This is a genomic window from Neobacillus sp. plas4 (assembly GCF_057221695.1).
Genome location: NZ_CM170152.1, coordinates 4,348,495 through 4,365,839 on the forward strand (window position 1 = coordinate 4,348,495; position 17,345 = coordinate 4,365,839).

24 protein-coding genes are annotated in these 17,345 nt (G+C 37.2%); 4 read left to right on the forward strand and 20 right to left on the reverse strand.

The window, feature by feature from the left end:
* Nucleotides 1-3: 3 nt before the first annotated feature.
* The 5 genes from spoIIIAE to spoIIIAA are packed head-to-tail and all read right to left on the reverse strand — an operon-like array spanning nt 4 to nt 3,291.
* On the reverse strand, nt 4-1,203 hold the full coding sequence (gene spoIIIAE / locus AC2TFD_RS21900; protein WP_335511280.1) for a stage III sporulation protein AE: 1,200 nt from the start codon (nt 1,201-1,203) through the stop codon (nt 4-6).
* 27 nt (nt 1,204-1,230) lie between these two features.
* On the reverse strand, nt 1,231-1,620 hold the full coding sequence (gene spoIIIAD, locus AC2TFD_RS21905) for a stage III sporulation protein AD (protein WP_095247152.1): 390 nt from the start codon (nt 1,618-1,620) through the stop codon (nt 1,231-1,233).
* 16 nt (nt 1,621-1,636) lie between these two features.
* Nucleotides 1,637-1,840, reverse strand: coding sequence for a stage III sporulation protein AC (spoIIIAC, locus tag AC2TFD_RS21910; protein WP_007084610.1), 204 nt, complete (start codon nt 1,838-1,840; stop codon nt 1,637-1,639).
* Between the two features lie 11 nt (nt 1,841-1,851).
* Nucleotides 1,852-2,367, reverse strand: coding sequence for a stage III sporulation protein SpoIIIAB (gene spoIIIAB / locus AC2TFD_RS21915; RefSeq protein ID WP_335568427.1), 516 nt, complete (start codon nt 2,365-2,367; stop codon nt 1,852-1,854).
* Nucleotides 2,368-3,291 carry a stage III sporulation protein AA gene (gene spoIIIAA / locus AC2TFD_RS21920; protein ID WP_484673950.1) on the reverse strand — a complete coding sequence of 308 codons (924 nt, stop codon included), beginning with the start codon at nt 3,289-3,291 and terminating at the stop codon, nt 2,368-2,370.
* A gap of 160 nt (nt 3,292-3,451) precedes the next feature.
* Between spoIIIAA and AC2TFD_RS21925 the strand changes: the two genes are divergently transcribed.
* Complete coding sequence (locus AC2TFD_RS21925) at nt 3,452-4,126, forward strand: SIMPL domain-containing protein (protein ID WP_335511284.1); 675 nt, start codon at nt 3,452-3,454, stop codon at nt 4,124-4,126.
* A 46-nt stretch (nt 4,127-4,172) separates the two neighbouring features.
* On the opposite strand, the gene AC2TFD_RS21930 is transcribed toward AC2TFD_RS21925, so the two are convergent.
* The 11 genes from AC2TFD_RS21930 to AC2TFD_RS21980 are packed head-to-tail and all read right to left on the reverse strand — an operon-like array spanning nt 4,173 to nt 12,453.
* Nucleotides 4,173-4,682: a TlpA family protein disulfide reductase gene (locus AC2TFD_RS21930; RefSeq protein ID WP_335511286.1), complete on the reverse strand. Its 510-nt coding sequence runs from the start codon at nt 4,680-4,682 to the stop codon at nt 4,173-4,175.
* A gap of 22 nt (nt 4,683-4,704) precedes the next feature.
* The gene (locus AC2TFD_RS21935) at nt 4,705-4,830 is read right to left on the reverse strand and encodes a CcmD family protein (RefSeq protein WP_335511287.1); all 126 of its coding nucleotides are present in this window, start codon (nt 4,828-4,830) and stop codon (nt 4,705-4,707) included.
* Nucleotides 4,831-4,842: 12 nt separating this feature from the next.
* Nucleotides 4,843-5,610: a cytochrome c biogenesis protein gene (locus AC2TFD_RS21940; protein WP_335511289.1), complete on the reverse strand. Its 768-nt coding sequence runs from the start codon at nt 5,608-5,610 to the stop codon at nt 4,843-4,845.
* A gap of 3 nt (nt 5,611-5,613) precedes the next feature.
* Nucleotides 5,614-6,288 (reverse strand): heme exporter protein CcmB, encoded by a 675-nt coding sequence (locus AC2TFD_RS21945; protein WP_484676357.1) that lies wholly within the window; start codon nt 6,286-6,288, stop codon nt 5,614-5,616.
* A complete protein-coding gene (locus AC2TFD_RS21950) occupies nt 6,288-6,992 on the reverse strand; it encodes an ABC transporter ATP-binding protein (protein WP_335568430.1) in 705 nt (234 codons plus the stop codon). The genes AC2TFD_RS21945 and AC2TFD_RS21950 overlap by 1 nt, the downstream gene beginning before the upstream one ends.
* 24 nt (nt 6,993-7,016) lie before the next feature.
* A complete protein-coding gene (locus tag AC2TFD_RS21955) occupies nt 7,017-8,012 on the reverse strand; it encodes a hypothetical protein (protein WP_484673951.1) in 996 nt (331 codons plus the stop codon).
* On the reverse strand, nt 8,009-8,386 hold the full coding sequence (locus AC2TFD_RS21960) for a hypothetical protein (protein WP_335568432.1): 378 nt from the start codon (nt 8,384-8,386) through the stop codon (nt 8,009-8,011). Before AC2TFD_RS21960 ends, AC2TFD_RS21955 begins: the two co-directional genes overlap by 4 nt.
* Nucleotides 8,387-8,398: 12 nt before the next feature.
* Entirely contained in the window at nt 8,399-8,902 is a 504-nt protein-coding gene (locus AC2TFD_RS21965; RefSeq protein WP_335511299.1) for a cytochrome c-type biogenesis protein, read from the reverse strand.
* Between the two features lies 1 nt (nt 8,903).
* Nucleotides 8,904-10,886 (reverse strand): heme lyase CcmF/NrfE family subunit, encoded by a 1,983-nt coding sequence (locus AC2TFD_RS21970; RefSeq protein WP_335511301.1) that lies wholly within the window; start codon nt 10,884-10,886, stop codon nt 8,904-8,906.
* A gap of 15 nt (nt 10,887-10,901) precedes the next feature.
* Nucleotides 10,902-11,366 (reverse strand): cytochrome c maturation protein CcmE, encoded by a 465-nt coding sequence (locus AC2TFD_RS21975; protein WP_484673952.1) that lies wholly within the window; start codon nt 11,364-11,366, stop codon nt 10,902-10,904.
* 13 nt (nt 11,367-11,379) lie between these two features.
* Entirely contained in the window at nt 11,380-12,453 is a 1,074-nt protein-coding gene (locus AC2TFD_RS21980) for a hypothetical protein (RefSeq protein WP_484673953.1), read from the reverse strand.
* Between the two features lie 373 nt (nt 12,454-12,826).
* Here AC2TFD_RS21980 and AC2TFD_RS21985 point away from each other — a divergent pair, with 373 nt between their 5' ends.
* Complete coding sequence (locus tag AC2TFD_RS21985) at nt 12,827-13,186, forward strand: rhodanese-like domain-containing protein (protein ID WP_484673954.1); 360 nt, start codon at nt 12,827-12,829, stop codon at nt 13,184-13,186.
* 67 nt (nt 13,187-13,253) lie between these two features.
* On the opposite strand, the gene AC2TFD_RS21990 is transcribed toward AC2TFD_RS21985, so the two are convergent.
* Nucleotides 13,254-13,580, reverse strand: a complete 327-nt coding sequence (locus tag AC2TFD_RS21990; RefSeq protein ID WP_484673955.1) for a hypothetical protein — start codon at nt 13,578-13,580, stop codon at nt 13,254-13,256.
* A gap of 389 nt (nt 13,581-13,969) precedes the next feature.
* Nucleotides 13,970-14,173, reverse strand: coding sequence for a hypothetical protein (locus AC2TFD_RS21995; protein WP_484673956.1), 204 nt, complete (start codon nt 14,171-14,173; stop codon nt 13,970-13,972).
* Between the two features lie 266 nt (nt 14,174-14,439).
* Here AC2TFD_RS21995 and AC2TFD_RS22000 point away from each other — a divergent pair, with 266 nt between their 5' ends.
* Complete coding sequence (locus tag AC2TFD_RS22000) at nt 14,440-14,697, forward strand: hypothetical protein (RefSeq protein WP_484673957.1); 258 nt, start codon at nt 14,440-14,442, stop codon at nt 14,695-14,697.
* A gap of 259 nt (nt 14,698-14,956) precedes the next feature.
* On the opposite strand, the gene AC2TFD_RS22005 is transcribed toward AC2TFD_RS22000, so the two are convergent.
* Nucleotides 14,957-15,271, reverse strand: a complete 315-nt coding sequence (locus AC2TFD_RS22005) for a QcrA and Rieske domain-containing protein (protein ID WP_484673958.1) — start codon at nt 15,269-15,271, stop codon at nt 14,957-14,959.
* A gap of 400 nt (nt 15,272-15,671) precedes the next feature.
* Here AC2TFD_RS22005 and AC2TFD_RS22010 point away from each other — a divergent pair, with 400 nt between their 5' ends.
* Complete coding sequence (locus AC2TFD_RS22010; protein ID WP_484673959.1) at nt 15,672-16,187, forward strand: DoxX family protein; 516 nt, start codon at nt 15,672-15,674, stop codon at nt 16,185-16,187.
* Between the two features lie 462 nt (nt 16,188-16,649).
* Here AC2TFD_RS22010 and AC2TFD_RS22015 read toward each other — a convergent pair whose 3' ends face one another.
* Nucleotides 16,650-17,324 carry a response regulator transcription factor gene (locus AC2TFD_RS22015; protein WP_484673960.1) on the reverse strand — a complete coding sequence of 225 codons (675 nt, stop codon included), beginning with the start codon at nt 17,322-17,324 and terminating at the stop codon, nt 16,650-16,652.
* Nucleotides 17,325-17,345: the final 21 nt, after the last annotated feature.

Genomic DNA, 17,345 nt, shown 5'->3' on the forward strand with positions numbered 1-17,345 from the left:
CTCCTATCTCATCATCATCGTGAGGTTCCCGGCTGCGACAATTACTGTGATACTTAAAAAGAACATGAGAGAGACAATACCCAATGCAGCAAAAACATAAATGACACTTTTGCTAATAATATCTAAACATTTAATTACCGGACCACCGCCTAATGGCTGTAAAATAGCCGCAGCAAATTTATAAATAAACGCAATCATTAAGATTTTAATAGCAGGGAAAGCGACAATTATCAGCAAAATCGCTACACCCGCAATTCCAACAGAATTTTTCAACAATCCAGAGGCACTGACAACAGTGTCTGCGGCATCCGTAAATATCCGTCCAATGACAGGGATAAAGTTACCCGTAACAAATTTCGCTGTTCGTATTGCTACCCCGTCTGTTATCGCAGTAGAAGCACCCTGCACAGAAATAACCCCAAGGAAAACGGTTAAAAAGAGGCCCATTAACCCTATGCTCCAAGTTCTAATCAGCTGTGCCAGCTGAGTCACTTTATACTGCTCTGACATTGTACTCACAATGCTCAATAGAGTTGCTAGAAAGAGCAAAGGGAGAATAACATATTGCATGAATGTTCCACTAATATTCATTAAAAACAAAATAACTGGATGGAAGAAAGCAGCTGAAATGATTCCACCAGAAGAAGCAATTAAAGCTAATAAGAGAGGAATTAGGGCGAGAACGAAGGAAATCATACTCCCAATTGCCTCATTGGTATACTTGATAACGATATGAAAACTATTAAGTGCAAGTATTACGAGAACCATATAGACTATTGAATAAGCAACTTTACTAATCGTGCTGCTTTCGAATGCATTTTGCATCGATTGTAAAAACATACTGAATATAGTTAGGAGGATTAATGATCCAAGCAATTTTCCATTGGCAACAAATTCATGAAACAAGAACTTTAGGACTCCTTGTGTCCATTCCTTAAAGGAAAACTTCTTATCTCCACTTACAAAATCATACAAACTCCCTTTTTGGCTTTCTGGGAGGAAGCCGCCATATTTCGTTTGGACATCCTCCCAATACTGTTTTAGCTCTGTTAAATCCATATTTTTAAGCTGTGCGTCTACTAATTCCTGAGGTGAAAGAGGTGTCGAGCCAACATCCTCTCCTTCGTTAGCTTGTACACTTGTCGAAGTAAATAATAAAAATAATAGAATCATAATGGGAATAATCTGCAGCCTTTGCTTCATCATTTTTCACCTCATGTTTTGACCTTTCTAGCTTGGAATTAGCTTAATAATCGTTTCGATCATAACGGTTAAAATCGGAATAGCCATCGCAAGAATTAATACTTTACCTGCAAGTTCAATTTTGGAAGCCACCGCACCCTGACCTGCGTCCTTCGTTATTTGTGAAGCAAACTCCGCAATATAAGCAATTCCAATAATCTTTAGTATGGTTTCAACGTAAACCAAGTTCACATTTGCATTGACAGCAAGCTTTTCAAGCATATGAATAATTTCATAAATTTTATCGACCAAAAAAAGAAAAATGCTGCAGCCTACAAAAACGATTAACAAAAAGGCGAAATTAGGTTTTTGCTCTTTTATAATTAAAGCAAGGAAGGTTGCGACAAGAGCTACTCCAACTATTTTAATAATTTCAATGGCCGATCCCTCCCTTCTATTGAAACAAGAAGACAGATTTTATTTTCTGGAAGAGGTCATCTACAATCGATGCGACTTGAAACAAAATATAGATAAAACCGAATAAAGTAACCCACTGGGCATATTCCTTTTTCCCAACTTGATCCAGCACTGTATGCAAAAACGCAACGACAATTCCCACTCCGGCAATTTTAAAAATAATATCTACCTCTAAGCCCATTGCTTTTCCCCCTAAATTAATAAGATAATCAATAATAATCCCGAAAAGAAACCTAAACTCTTTACCATTTTTTCGTATTTTGCTTGGCTTTCTATCGCATCCGCTTCTTCTCTTTCGAGATGGGAAAGAGTTAGCATAATATGTTTTTGCTGGGAAAAGCGATCGTGCCGACCCAGGGTTTCACCAAATTGCTTCATAATTTCAAATTCACCTTGTTTAAGGGCTGTCTGCTTCCAAACCTCCTTTAAACTGTCTTCCCAGGCTTCCTTTACAGTTGTTTCAGTGTCTGTCAGCTTTTTTGCAAAGCCCTCAAAAAATGAGGATAATGGTTTTGATAATTGTGCCGCCAATCTTCTTGCTGCTTCATGCAGGGGGGTATGCCCGTACATAATTTCGGCCTCAAGCGATTGAAGTGCCGATTTTAATTGCCTGAGCTGTTTTGGACGCTCACTTAAATGTTTTGCTGCCTCAAATCCTGTCCATGTAGTAGCCAGAATAATAAAAATGGCCCCAAGTAATTTAACCATTTAGGTCACACTCACTTTTTGGCTCAATGCTTTTCCAGTACCATCCAAAATCTGTGTAATGGTTCCGGGACCGTGTGACCTGCTCAGGATAATAAATCGTTGGAAAATCTTTTGATCTATAATGTTCATCAATGAAGGTCTGTTCCTAACCTCTCCCAAACTAGACCCATGAGTTGTCATAATTAGCTTAATACCAGCATGGACTGCTTCTTGAATCGCTTCCGCGTCCTCAATTCGACCAATTTCATCAACCACTAACACATCTGGACTCATTGAACGGATCATCATCATCATCCCCTCGGCTTTTGGGCATGCATCCAGCACGTCTATTCGGTGGCCGAACGACATTTGAGGAATCCCATTTACACATCCTGCTATTTCGGAACGTTCATCAACAATGCCTACCTTATATGCCTGTATGCCTTTTTCATGACTTCCAGTTGAAATAATTCTGGCAATATCCCGTAATAATGTTGTTTTACCTGTTTGTGGCGGACCAACAATCATTGTATGCATCCATGAACCATTGTAAATATAGGGTATAATCTTTTCTCCTATTCCGATCTTTTCTTTTGCAATTCGGATGTTAAAAGAAGAAATATCCCTTATTGCTTTTACCCTTCCTTGTTCAAGAATTACCTTCCCTGCAAGTCCAATTCGATGACCTCCTGAAACAGTGATATATCCCCGTTTCAATTCTTCCTCAAGTGTATAGATGGAGAATTGGCTAATCCTATTCATTAAATGGAAAGCATCGTCCTGTCGTATAATATACGCTAGAAACTTAGGGGCCCCTTTCAGCATAATTTCGATGGGACGGTCGATACGAATTCGGATTTCTTCCAATTCATCTTTTTGATTAGGAGGGATTTTACTGATTATGTCTGCAATGTTTTTTGGTAAGAATTTTAGGATCGTTTCCACATTCGTTCCTCCTTGTTGCTTGTCTCATTATTTAAAATGTATGCCTTTCGAAACGCATTATGACTTTGAAAATTTCAATTCTTTTAAAATTCTCTTCTATTCTATTTTTATAAGAGAGTTAGTAGAATAAAATAATCATTATAATGAAGGAGGAAAGATCATGTACATGCCGAACGCTGGGGACCGTAATAACCTGCGGAAAAGGAATAATATAATAAAAGTGTATGGCGAAGGGGAAATTGCTGTTCAGCCTGACACAGCAACCGTTAATCTTGGAGTTGTGACGCATAGTAAAGAACTTATGGAGGCACAGCAGCAGAATTCGATCATTGCGACTCAGGTAATTCATGCCCTTATTGCCTTAGGGATTGATAAAAATCAGATAAAGACAGTTGATTTTCGAATTGAACCTGAATATGATTTTTCTTCTGGCAAACAAATTTTTCAAGGCTATAAAATAACACATATTCTGCAGGTGAAAATAGATGATTTATCCCTTATTGGAAAGGTAGTCGATACGGCAATAGATAACGGAGCCAACCATGCTGCAAATGTTCATTTCACCTCTAGATATAAGGATGCTTTTTACCAACAAGCACTTGCCATGGCATTAAACAATGCAAGTAACAAGGCGAAAACCATTGCCGATACTTTAGGAGTGACATTAAATCCTGTGCCTATTCTCGTCGTGGAAGGCGGAGAAAGTATCCAACCATTTGAGAGCCAGCACGTTGCGTTTGCTAAAGGAGCCAGCTCAACACCTATTCAACCGGGTCAGCTGCTAATCCGAGCAAGTATTTCAACTGAGTATCGATATCATTCAATAAATGGATAAAAAAAAGGATTGAACCATGATACGTGGATTCAATCCTTTTTAAATATTATTGATTATATTTTTTAACCATTGCATAAAGTTGTGCGGAAGTTAGTGGTCCATTGTAGTGTTCTCTTATTACACCTTGTCTATCGATGACAAATGTTTCAGGCTGTCCGGTTACATTATATTTTTTTGCAACTTTAGAATTATAATCAAATACATATACCGCTGGCGTATTATATTTTTTAAGGAATTTCTTGACCCGCTCCTTTGTTTCGCCCTTGTTAATCATAATTAATCTGTACTGATCACCGTAATCTTTTGCAAATGCCTCTAGCTCTGGAGCTTCATCCACACATGGTTTACACCAAGAGGCAAAGTAATTCAAAATGATAATCTCGCCTTTGTAATCGGAGAGCTTCGTATTGGTCCCATCTAAGTTAGGCAGCTCAAAATTATAGGCTTGGTCTCCAACATCCGTATTGTCACCTTTACTCGCTAAACTATATCCAAAAAAACCAAACATACCAATCAATAGAAACAATACGAGTAAGTTAATGACTCGTCTGCTCATTCCGTTTCCTCCTGACAACCCCTTATTTATCCAGTTGTTTTAAAAACTCGATATCCTTTTTTAGGCTGTTATGACGTTTACCGATTATAAGCATATAACCAAAAATAATTACCCACACGACTGAATATGCACCAAACATGAATCCCATAATAAATTCCTCCTAGTTATAGTTATCTATTCTTTCACGTAATTTTTCTTTGTAGTGGCCAACTTTAATTTTCATATTTTCTAAGGATACGCCCTTATGAAGAAGATAGGCATAGAGGAAGGTAAATGCTGCAATCGTTACTAACAATGCAACAAGCATACTTGGTGCAATTCCTCCTCCTTGCTGCGATGGACCATCTCCAAAAACAATCGGATGGAACTTTGATTGCCACCAGCGAATGGCAAAGAATACGATCGGTACATCGGCAAATCCAATAATCCCGAAGACAGCTGCGAGTCTTGCTTTTTTGTCCCAAACTCCATCCATCTGGCGAACCATTAGGTAAGCCATATAGAGGAAGAATAGAATTAAAGTCGTGGTTAAGCGTGGTTCCCATGCCCACCAAGTATTCCAAGAAGATTTTGCCCAAATCGGTCCTGTTGTTAAGACAATAGCTGTAAATACTACCCCGATTTCTGCAGATACATAGGCATAGGTGTCATAAATCCGTTTACGCTTTACTAAATATAAAATACTAAAGACAAATGTTACAAAGAATGCTAGAAAAGCAACCCAAGCTGATGGAACATGCATATAAAATATCTTTTGAACAACACCCATTGTCTTTTCAATCTCTGCATACATAAAAATAAAGTAGAATGCTGCTAGCATGGATACTACCATTCCAGCGTATAAAACTTTGGTAAGCATTGAAGTTTTGATCTCGGCCACTTCTTCAATTGGAAGGGCCGCTCTTTCTCTTTCGAGATTCATACTCATCTTTTAAACCTCCAGGACATACTCAATTAGTAAAAAGCATAGAACAAAGAAGATTACGTCATAGGCTGCAACCAATTGCAGCCATGCAATGGCACTCGGTAATTTTTCCATATTCGTTAAGATAATTTTCGTCGCTTGCGTTACACCAATTAAGACTGGACTTGTCATTGGGAAAAGCAATAGTGGTAATAACATTTCACTGCTTTTAGAATTGGAAGCAAGTGCTGCCAAAAAGGTCCCAATTGCAATGAATCCGAAACTGCCAACAAACAGCACTAAGAAGAAATATAAAATGCTGCCATTCATTTTAAAATCAAATAACAGAAATAGAAAAGGTATCGAAACAATTTCAACGATTAGAATCATCGAGAAGTTTGCCATGAACTTGCCTAAATAGATGCTAGAGGCTTCCATTGGTGCAACGAGTAAACCATGCATCGTATCATTTCGTTGTTCTGAAACCAAAGAACGATTTAGTCCTAATATTCCTGAGAAAACAATGATAATCCAAACAGCACCGGGAATCACTGCTTTTGTCGTATTGTTTGCAGGGTCAAACGCAAAGCTCAGAACGAGAATGACTAAACCAGCAAAAATAATCATTGTCCCTAAAACTTGCTTTGTTCTTAATTCTGAATAAATATCTTTTTTGGCAATTGTGAGGGCTGCTTTAAACATCACGAAACTCCCTCCACTAAGACCTGATATTTTTCAATGACTGTTTCCAATGATTTATTGATGATTTTAAAATCATCGGCTACCTTTCCGTTTTTCACAATAATAATTCGATCACATATTTCTGCTGCTTGTTTAAAATCATGCGTGACCATTAATGTTGTACATCCTTTCGCTTTCATTGAAAGGACTACATTATTTAGGATATTGATTGCACCTTGGTCTAAACCAGTATGCGGCTCGTCTAGCATCATGATTTTCGGTTCGTGAATAATTGCTCTTGCAATCGCAATTCTCTGAATCATCCCGCGTGAGAAATTCTTTACAGGTTCATTGATAAAAAATGATAAGCCAACCTCTTTAACTAGTTTTCTTGCTTTATTTTCAACATCATTGACTCCGTATAAATTCCCAAAGAAAACCAGGTTCTCAAATGGGGTGTAGTGGTCGTAAAGCAAGCTGGAATGAGGCAGGTAACCGAACATTTTTTTAATTTCAATATGATTCTTTTTCAAGTCCAATCCGTTAATCTTTACAAGACCTGATGTCGGCTTAATTAATGTCGCTAGCACTTTTAGCAATGTACTCTTTCCTGCACCATTTGGTCCAAGGATGGCGACGGTTTCACCTTGTTTGATTGAAAGGTCTACACCTCTAAGAATTAACTTATTGTCGGCTTGCTTTGTAAGCTTTTTTATTTCAATCATCGACTATCCCTCGCATTCCGACTGTTACTCTATGAATTGGCGTAAATTCATTTTTACCTGCACTAAATGCTGTTTATACGCAGCCAATTTAGCTTGATAATCATCTTCTGATAAATTTCCATCACCGAAGTTTTCTTCTAGCTCGAGTATTTTATCCATAATTGCCTTTTGCTTCGCCATTAGATTTTTAAAGGCACTTTCTTCCTTATCCGCGCCTAGTCTTCTTTCTTCCGCCCTAGCCTTCATCCTAAAATAAGTAAAATAAGATAGTGCAGCAATTATAATGGCCGCCATGACGATTAAGAAAACATGAGGATCAAAGGTTCGAAGCGGAGATTGTGCCCACATCCGAAGGTGACCAGGGTTATGAAAAGCTGGCGCCGTTTTTGTTACATTCGTACCCGTTTTCCCTGCTCCTTGTTCTATAGAACTTTGGGCTTCATTAGCTGAGGGTTGTTTATCTTTGTCATAAATCATGGTAAACGATTGTTTGGCCTCTACACCTTCAACGCTGTATCCCTGATAATTTTGATCATCCATTTTAAAAAGACCTTGATTGGTAGCAGTAACATTCTTAAACTCAATGCTTCCCATTCCCTCTGGAACAAGAATTTGCATCATTTGAACAGCATAGTCAAAGTTTAAAGTAATTTCCTCACCCTTACCGATTCTATAGCTATATGGTAAAACCACTGTCTGATTAGCAGGAATAGGATCCGTTGTGATAAATCCTGTATCTACCTGTTGCTGAGCAATTTTGTTATCTAAAAAAGTAAACCCTGTTGCTCCTGTCGGTATAGTGACATTCAGAACTGCCTCACCCGTGCCGTCGCCTATAAATTCCTCTGCGCTAGTATTGGTATAGTTCACCATATTCATCATATTGGTGGAACCGTCTTCTGCTGGGCTAACGACTAGGTAATGCATATCAACTGATATCGGTGATTCAGCCGCCGCCATTCCATTTAATGGGATGAGCAGCAGCAGCACTAGGAGGAAAACGGTGATTTTCTTGATCACTTTCCTTCCCCCTTTTTATTTTTATAATTCTTCATCGTTGCTTCAATTTCACTTTCTATTTCAGCCATTAAATCCGAATCAACTTTCTGTCCTGTCAATTGTTCTTCTTCATCCTTCATGATACTAACCACTTGTGCTTCATATTGTTTTTTTAGATTTTTGTAATCAGCATGGGAGATTTTGTCCATCTTATATTCAAATTCTAATTCGTTAAGAGTGGATAAAAGCACTTCCTTGTTTGTCGAAGAATCTTGCCCCTTACTTACAAAGCTTAAATATGAATCAAAAGAAAAGAATGGTGCCAGAACGAGAAACAAAGAAATTAGCACAAGAGCGGCTGTAAAAATCATTGAAATGATCGAGATTTCTTGCATTATGTTCACATCCTAAAGGTACTTTTTGCGTTCTTCTTCAATCATGGACGAGAGGATTTCCTCTTCTACTTCATCCTGAATGATGTCGTTTTCTGGGGTAACTTCATCCGGTCCTTTTTTCTTCACCCATTTACGAATGATGAAGAACAACGCCACCCCTGCAATTCCTAAAGCTGCAAAAGGCAATACCCAAGCAACCAAACTGAACCCGCTTTTTTCAGGAGCAGTTAAAATTTCTTCACCATAAATATTGACATAGTATTCACGAATTTTGTCCTTATCCCAGCCCTTGTTCATCATTTCAACAATGTCTTCCTTAAAGCCAATAGTTAGATTACAAGTCTTAGGGTCACACTCAAAATGGTCCTGTCCACAGCCGCATGTACACATGAATTGAGAGGCTGCCGCTTCGAATTCCTTTGATTTATAGTCAAACTCTTTCGCTTGCACCTGGAAGATAGAAGCTTGAAAAATAAAAGCAATCACAAGGAGTCCAATAGATATTTTACTTTTCACATTAAGACACCTCTTTGCGTACTCCTGTGTATCGTGGAGTAATATTTTGATATTTTCCGTTCCAAACTGCAAATAGTGATCCGATTATAATCATGAAAGAGCCAATCCATAGCCATGCAATCATCGGGTTAACTTTGACAATAAAAGTTGCTTTTCCATCATTTTCCCAATCACTTAATACAATGTATAAATCTTCTTTTAAGGAAGAGATTAAACCTACTTCAGATGATGGTTGATCCCAGTTGCCGTAGAAGACCTTTTCAGGCTGAATCGTTCCAATTCGCTTACCATTCTTGAAAACTGTCAATTCTGCATAAACTATGTCATTTATTCCTTCTCGTTTTTGATCCAGACGTTCGTAGTTTATACGATAATCCTTCACTTCAATTGAATCTCCTAATTTCATCGTTTTCATCGTTTGTACGTCATAGTTCTGTGAACCGATAATACCCATTGCGATAAAAGCAATCCCAATATGGACGATATAACCACCATAGCGGCGGCGATTTTTAACCATCAATCGATAAAGGGAAAGATAGACCTTTTCTTTCGTCATTTTTCTACGAGCTTTTACACCACGGTAAAACTCTAAGAAGTGTGTAATAAACAGGAGAACTATAACTCCAAATCCAATTACCGCCCAGGCTTTTTGTATACCGAGAACAACCATTAAAGCCATTGCAACAACCGCAAGGATTGCTGGTATTAAAAAGTTTTTCTTTAAATTTTTAATCGAAGATCTTTGCCAAGCGAGCAGTGGACAAACCGCCATTACAAACATCATAGACAACAAAATTGGTGCCTGAACGGTATTAAAGAATGGCATACCTACTGTTACTTTTGTACCGCGTACTGCTTCAGATACTAGCGGGAAAACTGTTCCCCAGAATACACCAAAAGCTGATCCTACCAACAATAGGTTATTAATTAAGAAGCTGCTTTCTTTTGAAATGTATGAATTGAATTCTCCTGCACTGCGTTTAAGCAGATTATAACGGCTCATTAGTACGTATAGGGCACCAATTACCATTACACCCATAAAGATTAGGAAATATAATCCTAGATTTGAATTTGCAAATGCGTGAACGGAAGTAAGAACTCCGCTTCGAACAAGGAATGTTCCAAATAAAGTTAACGCATAAGACGTTATGATTAAGCTAATGTTCCAAACCTTCAACATGTTTTTCCGTTCTTGAATCATCACTGAGTGCAAGAACGCTGTTGCTGTTAACCAAGGCATGAAGGAAGCATTTTCAACAGGATCCCATGCCCAGTAGCCGCCCCAACCTAACTCTACATATGCCCATTGGCCGCCGAAAATGTTACCAAGGCTTAAAAACAACCAAGCAATAATCGTCCAGCGTCTAGTCATTTTAATCCAGAAATCATCCATGTTTTTCAATAAAAGTGCAGCCATTGCATACGCAAATGGTATTGCAAGACCTACATAACCAAGGTATAGAGTAACTGGATGAATAATCATCCCTGGATTTTGCAGCATTGGGTTTAAACCACGACCTTCAATTGGAACTTGATCCATGAGGATAAATGGTTTAGCAACGAACCCAAGGATTAGGAAGAAGAATACGATATTTCCTAATAGAATAGCAGAAATGTAAGGAACCATTGGATTCCCTCTCATTTTTCTGGAGAAGGCCACCATTAACGTGTAAAGAACTAAGAAGAAAGTCCATAATAACAATGACCCCGAATTCCCAGCCCATAATGCTGTAAGCTTATAAATAACTGGCAGTTCACTGCTCGTATAATCATTTACGTATTCATATTGAAATTGAGATGTTGCTAGTAAGTAGAATAAGGAAAGCATGGCCATCGAAGCACATACTAGGATAGCAATTAAGCCGCCTTTCCCACTATTGACTAATTTTTGATTCTTCGTGCTAATCCCCAATGTAATGATGAGGAGTGAGTAAATCGCAAGCGCTAAGCCTACATAGATTGTTGCGTTAGCAAATAAGTACATATCGTCACCTTCTTATTATTTTGCCTCATCAGTTTCTGTTGGTGGCTGATCTAATAACTTTTTATGTGCTTCAGGATCATAGTTTTCTACGTCTTCACCCTCGTATTTGGAAGGACATCTTGTTTTAACGGTTTCAGCAACAAATGTATCTCTCTTTGTAGGTGCGCCTTGAAGGATAACAATAACACCTTCAGAGAAGTTGTCTGGTCTTGTTCCATTATGAATAACATGCATCAGGTTACCATCGTTATCTTTTAAATCAAATTTCAACTCAATTTTATCTGGGTTCCATTTAATCGATTCCTCGATTAGCAAGCCTTCAACTGTTACAAAATCATCCTTATGTTTCTCTTGATTCGACAAAAGTTCTTTCATGGTTAATTCAATACCGCTTGACCCTGGTGTAGCAGCCATAAGCAAGAAAACAATTGCCCCCGCAATAATGAAACCACCTAACATTACAATCGTGTTCTTTTTCATCCCATTCACCCCATTAAATTAATTTTTTCATTTCCTCATCGTACGTTTCTTGGCCAATCTTTCCTGTTAAAAGTTTCTTACGTAATTCCTTTTTCTCATCGACACTAATTGATTTATTTTCTTTTTTAATTTGTTGCTTTTTAGGGTGATGGTTTACTGTTTTAGAAGTTGCAGTTTTAGGTGCAGACTGTGATTTCCCCTTTAATCCTAAATAAACAAAAACACCAGCAAGGATGATTGCGATACCAATGACGATTGCACCGCCAATACCAATTAGAGGTCGATCGCCTCCTGAACCGCTAGTTCCACCTGAGCCACTTGCCCCCCCAGTAATTTGATCGGTTGCAGTTCCATTAACACCTTCATGGTTTTCATCATTCGGTGGCTGTTTGTCATTAATAGCGTCTAAAGTTGATTTAAAACCATCCTTTTGATAGGAAAAAGAATATGTATAGTTTTCTCCTACTTTTACATCTTTGTATTGATAGTAGAACAGCTCTTCTCCATACTCACTCTTTGTATTGTTTGGTGCCTTTGGCTCTAGTGTTATTTCTTTTGCATCCATTGGCGCATAGAAGATTACATCTAATGTTCCAATTTCAGTTGGGTTAGTAAATTCGTAAGTAAAACTTCTTTTATCTTTAACTTCAACCGAACTGGTATAATACTCAACTACGAATCTATAAGATTCATTATTCTTGATCGGTTTAGAAGGCTTCCAGGTAATAACTACCTTATCCTTGTCTATATCAAAAGGACGTTGTACTTCAGGTTTATTGTCTTCAGGAAATTCTGCAACTAAGTAGGCTTGGAATCCTTTTTCATTTGCAGGTACTGCAATTTCTATTTTTCCATTAAAATCCTGCCCGCTTTTATTTGTAAAAGTACCATACTGTCCTATAAGTAATGATGGTGTATCTTTCGGCCAGTTCTCAGGGTAGTCAAACTCAGGCATCACCTGGATTTGCATATCCGTATACGGAAACTTTTCTGGTTGAAAAGTTGTTTCTGCATATGCATTTGGAACAATAAAACCCATTAGAAACAATGTGATAACAAATAAAGCCAACAACTTTTTTTTAAGCATAATGATCCTCCTTGAGCCCCTATAAAAATACTATTTTTTACTATAGCCCTCTTTGAAATAAATATAATATTAATCATCTATGTATAGTTGATTCACTTTTGAACATTTTGTAAAAGGAGGAGAAACGTTACGTTTTCGTCAATAATTCACCACAAATTGTTCACATTTGCCTATCTACCATTCATAAACACCCTGTTTTTTTATTTCCCATCTAGTACTATAAACCCTATTCTATTTTCCTAGATGACGTGAAAATGAACGTTTTGTTAATTTCATCCCATTTGACAAATTTTGTGGTAAAGTACCGGTATTACCACTTAAAATTTTTTAAGACTATTACGTTAAAATTAATTTTGAAATTGAGGTATAACACATGAGGAAATTATTTACTTTGTTAGTAGTTTTTCTGCTTACTGGATGTAGTGGTTCAACTTTTGAAAATGTTACAACTGAGAAGGCAAAAGAATTAATTGATGAGGAAAAAGTGATCGTTCTGGATGTTCGAACTCCCGAAGAATATAACAGTGGACATATACCAGACTCTGAACTTGTACCATTACAGGTGTTTGAAGGGATGAGCGAAGATCTTGAAAAAGACAAAAATTACTTATTAGTTTGCCGCAGCGGGAATCGTTCACAACAAGCGGCTGAAATCCTAACGTCAAAAGGGTTTAATAACGTTTATAACATGACCGGGGGAATGAACGAATGGACATATGAAATCGAAAAATAAACAAATACAAATAACCCTGAATCCGAAGACTCAGGGTTTTTATATCGTTGAAGAACATATTAGCCAATCAAGCTAAGTATTTCATTAACATAAACATCACACCACTAAAAAAAACTATGATCCCAAAGAAAGTAGCAATTCCATTTAATGTATCTTTTTTTTGAAGTTTTTTGTACTCTTTAAATGTAATTTCTCCCTTGGCAAATTTTACACCAAAAGGATTTGGTTCAACAAAATACACAGTACCGTCCTTATCTCCTAAAACTACTTTGGTAATGTATCCAGCTTCACCGTCAGAGTAAACTACTTTTATAAATTTGTATATTGAATCTTTTTTAATCTTTTCACTCATACCATATGCTTGTTTCTCGATAAAGTGATTTGATGTACACACACTTTTCACCTCATTTGTAAGGTGTGATTTAAGTTTTCCTATATTCCACTATTTTTCCCTAATGCAAATTTTATTATATTGTATGATGATTTTTTAGGTTTGACAACAAAAATAAACAAAGAGGAACCAACTGCTCCTCTTTGGGTACTATTTTCATTATCCCCAAATAAAATTAAACCCTGTGACTCATAGGCAGTGAGAATAAGTAAATATTCGTAACTGCAAGTGCAATCATAAGAATATAATATGGAAGCAAGGCCTTGAAGGATGATTTTTTACCCATTCTGTATGTTACATAAACTGTACCAATTAACCAATAACAATTATGGCATACTGGATTAACTGAACGGTTGGAGTGGAAGTAAGACTTAAATTTTCTGGATTGGATTCTACTCCAAATAACCCAATCGAATTGTACCAGTTGCCTTTCCTTCCGTAAAAATATGGAAAAGGTTATGACCTAAATGGCCAGCAAGGTCTAATGGAATAATCGCATATCCAAATCGGGTAAAGTTCTTTTTAACAGTACCTTCCATTCCAAAGAAAGATGCAATCTTAGCTGTCCCTAATAATAGTAGATTCGGTAGTGCCATGGCAATGATGTAGGCAACTGTAAAGTTTGGTATGTAGCTATCTGTTCTGGTAACAGTTCCAATTGCTTCAAATTGTTTATGATTCTTTTTTTACCAGAGTGGAAAGTGCGTTTATTTCTTTCCGAAGCTGTTCGTTCTCAGATTCTAAATTCATCATATTACCGCCCGGAAATGCCTTCTTAATATAAACCTATCCTGAACTTCTCCATTCTTTCTTCATATTTCTGCTATATCATTAAGGTAATAAAAGAAAGGAGTCGTCGAAAATGAAAAAATGGGCAATAGGAGTTTTAAGTTCGGCTTTAATCCTTGGAGCAGGAACAGCTGTACTTGCAGCAGGAACCAACAACTCTGGAGAAGGTAATACCTTTGAAAAAATGCTACCATTTATGCAAGAAATGCACCCAGATTCTTCAAATGAAGACCTGCAAGAAATGTACAATGCTTGCCATAAAGATGGCGGGATGATGGAAGGAACAGGTACAGAGGGAATGGGTAGTGAAAATATGATGAATCGATTTTAATATTTTAGAACTCTTCTAAAAGGTTTGGTGGTTACCAAGCCTTTTTTAAATAAAACTGTAAAGGCTGGATCCATAAGGGAGCCAGCCTAGATTATTTCTATAATTAAAATATAGTAATTTTTAATATTTTTATTGTAGAAAGTAGCCAATTGCCATAGCAATTACAATTGTTGAAACCCAAAAAAAGGCAAACCACTTATTAGAGATTTTGTTTTTGTTTTCTTTATTTCCACAGCACCCCATTAAAATTCACCTCATTCTAGCTCTCTTCGCGTTTGATACGATCAAAAATTGAAATGTACACATTTCCTTCTTGAATGTGTGCCTCATAAACATCAAATGGGCGTGGCGGTGGACCGCCTACATTAATTCCATATTTATCATAGCGCCCGTCATGACACGGACATTGAAAGTACACATTTTGCTGCTTTAATTCTTCCCCTGCCCCAGGAACTGTACAGCCAAGATGGGTACAAATAGGCGCCATAATTAACAGAGTATTATCATCTTTATTCTTATTTATATAAACAAAACCCTCCTCTTCTTGGGTCACCCATGCGTCCTTATAGGTCACCTTATAATTGACCTTCTTCGGAAACTCCCCCTTCTCCAGCTCAATGGTCCCAAATTCGCCATGGAACTAACATCTTTTGGTTCATTGTCTTTATTACACGCCACCAATCCAAGAGGTAGGATTGAAACTGTTAACAACCCGGCTGTACCTTTTAATGTATTTCCTAAGAACTTTCGCCTGCTCGATTTTACCATCGTCAATCCCTTCTAATTCCAAATCTTATAATCTGAAAATAACATAGAAATATCAAGAAACTATGGAGAAAACCTCCAATACTGTTTTTTTGAAATATGTTCAAACCTTTTTTACAATGCCTTGAAAATCTATCAAGAAGCCCCTATTTTATTAAATTATTGGTATCCTTAGCTTGTAAATAATACAATTTAAGGAGTGAATGGAAATGTTAGTAAAATGGTTGCGTGAGAAAAAGAGTGCCGCGGTGATATTAACATTGTTGCGTTTGTACCTTGGATACACCTGGATAACAGCTGGGTTTGGTAAACTAACTGGACCAGGTTTTGATGCATCAGGATACTTGAAAAATGCTATTGCAAACCCAGTCAAGGGCCCCGAAGGAGATGTTTTATATGAATGGTACGTCTCATTCCTTGAATCCTTCGCTCTGCCAAATGTAGAATTGTTTAACGTGATCGTTCCTGTCGGAGAATTCCTCATTGGTTTAGGACTAATCGTTGGGGGGCTTACAACCGCTGCTGCTTTCTTTGCACTGGTAATGAATTATGCTTTCTTTCTTGCGGGTACAGTTTCTTCTAACCCGGTTGATATTTTCCTAGGCGCGATAATCTTGTTTGCGGGTTATAACGCTGGGCGATACGGATTAGATAATTGGATTGTTCCCTTTTTCCGAAAAAGAGTTTTCAAGCAAAATACAAAGACAACCGCATACGACCACTAAAGGTTGATGCTGAAATTAAACTTAAACTTAAACGAATCTTATAATAACTTAGGACTCTTCGCTTTAAACACAATTAAGCTGCCGATTTCTCGACAGCTTAATTTTAGGGAGATGTTAATATTCTGCAAGCAGGAATGCGTTCTTTTGTATAGTTGTGCTTTTTTGTAATCTGGATTTTTCTAGTAGTTGGTATTTAATAACTAATTTATTACAAGTTAATTACTTCTTTTTCCTTTTAATAAACCAGAGGATTATTAGCAAACTTATTATTAACACAAAAACCCAAAGGGTTTGACCAACCATAAAAAACATGTGATGGAACATCATGTCTCTTCCCATCATCATCCCCATCGAACTAGGGGGAAACCAGACCATTCTTAAAACCATTATTAAAAAAGAGATTCCGAGTATGATAAAAAATGAGAGTATCAATACTGGTAATAATCGTTTCATCTTCTCACCCTATTCAACTTTATATCCTATACCCCAGACAGTTTTAACGAATGAACGATCAATTCCAGCGACTTTTAATTTTTCCCTGAGATTTTTAATATGAGAGTCAACGGTCCGATCCTCTCCCATAAATTCAATTCCCCAAATTAACTCAACCAGCTGCTCTCTCGTAAAAGCCTTCCCCTTATGTTCAATAAGAACTTTAAGCAGGTCAAATTCAGTCTGTGTTAAATTAATGGTTTTTCCCTGATAACTTAATTCCCGAGCAGATATGTCCAAAACAAGTCCTTTATATTTTAAGACCCCTTCATTTTTATGATTGGGTTGAGTTCTACGAAGTAAAGCTTTAATCCTTGCCATTAATTCTTCTTCTTCAAATGGCTTTACGAGATAATCATCTGCTCCCATGGTTAGACCCGTAACTTTATCTTGAACAGATCCCTTTGCAGTTAGCATAATAACAGGAACTTCAGATATTCCCCTAATATGTTTTAGAGTTTCCCAGCCATCCATTAACGGCATCATCACGTCGAGTATGATTAAATCATAGTCGTCTTTTGCAATTTTATCTGACGCTTGCCTTCCATCCGCGGCATCCTCAACAAGGTAACTTTCTTGTTGTAGGTACAACCTTAACAAATGCCTCATTTCAAATTCATCATCTACAATTAATATTTTTTTCATCGATTTTCACCTGTTTAAAAG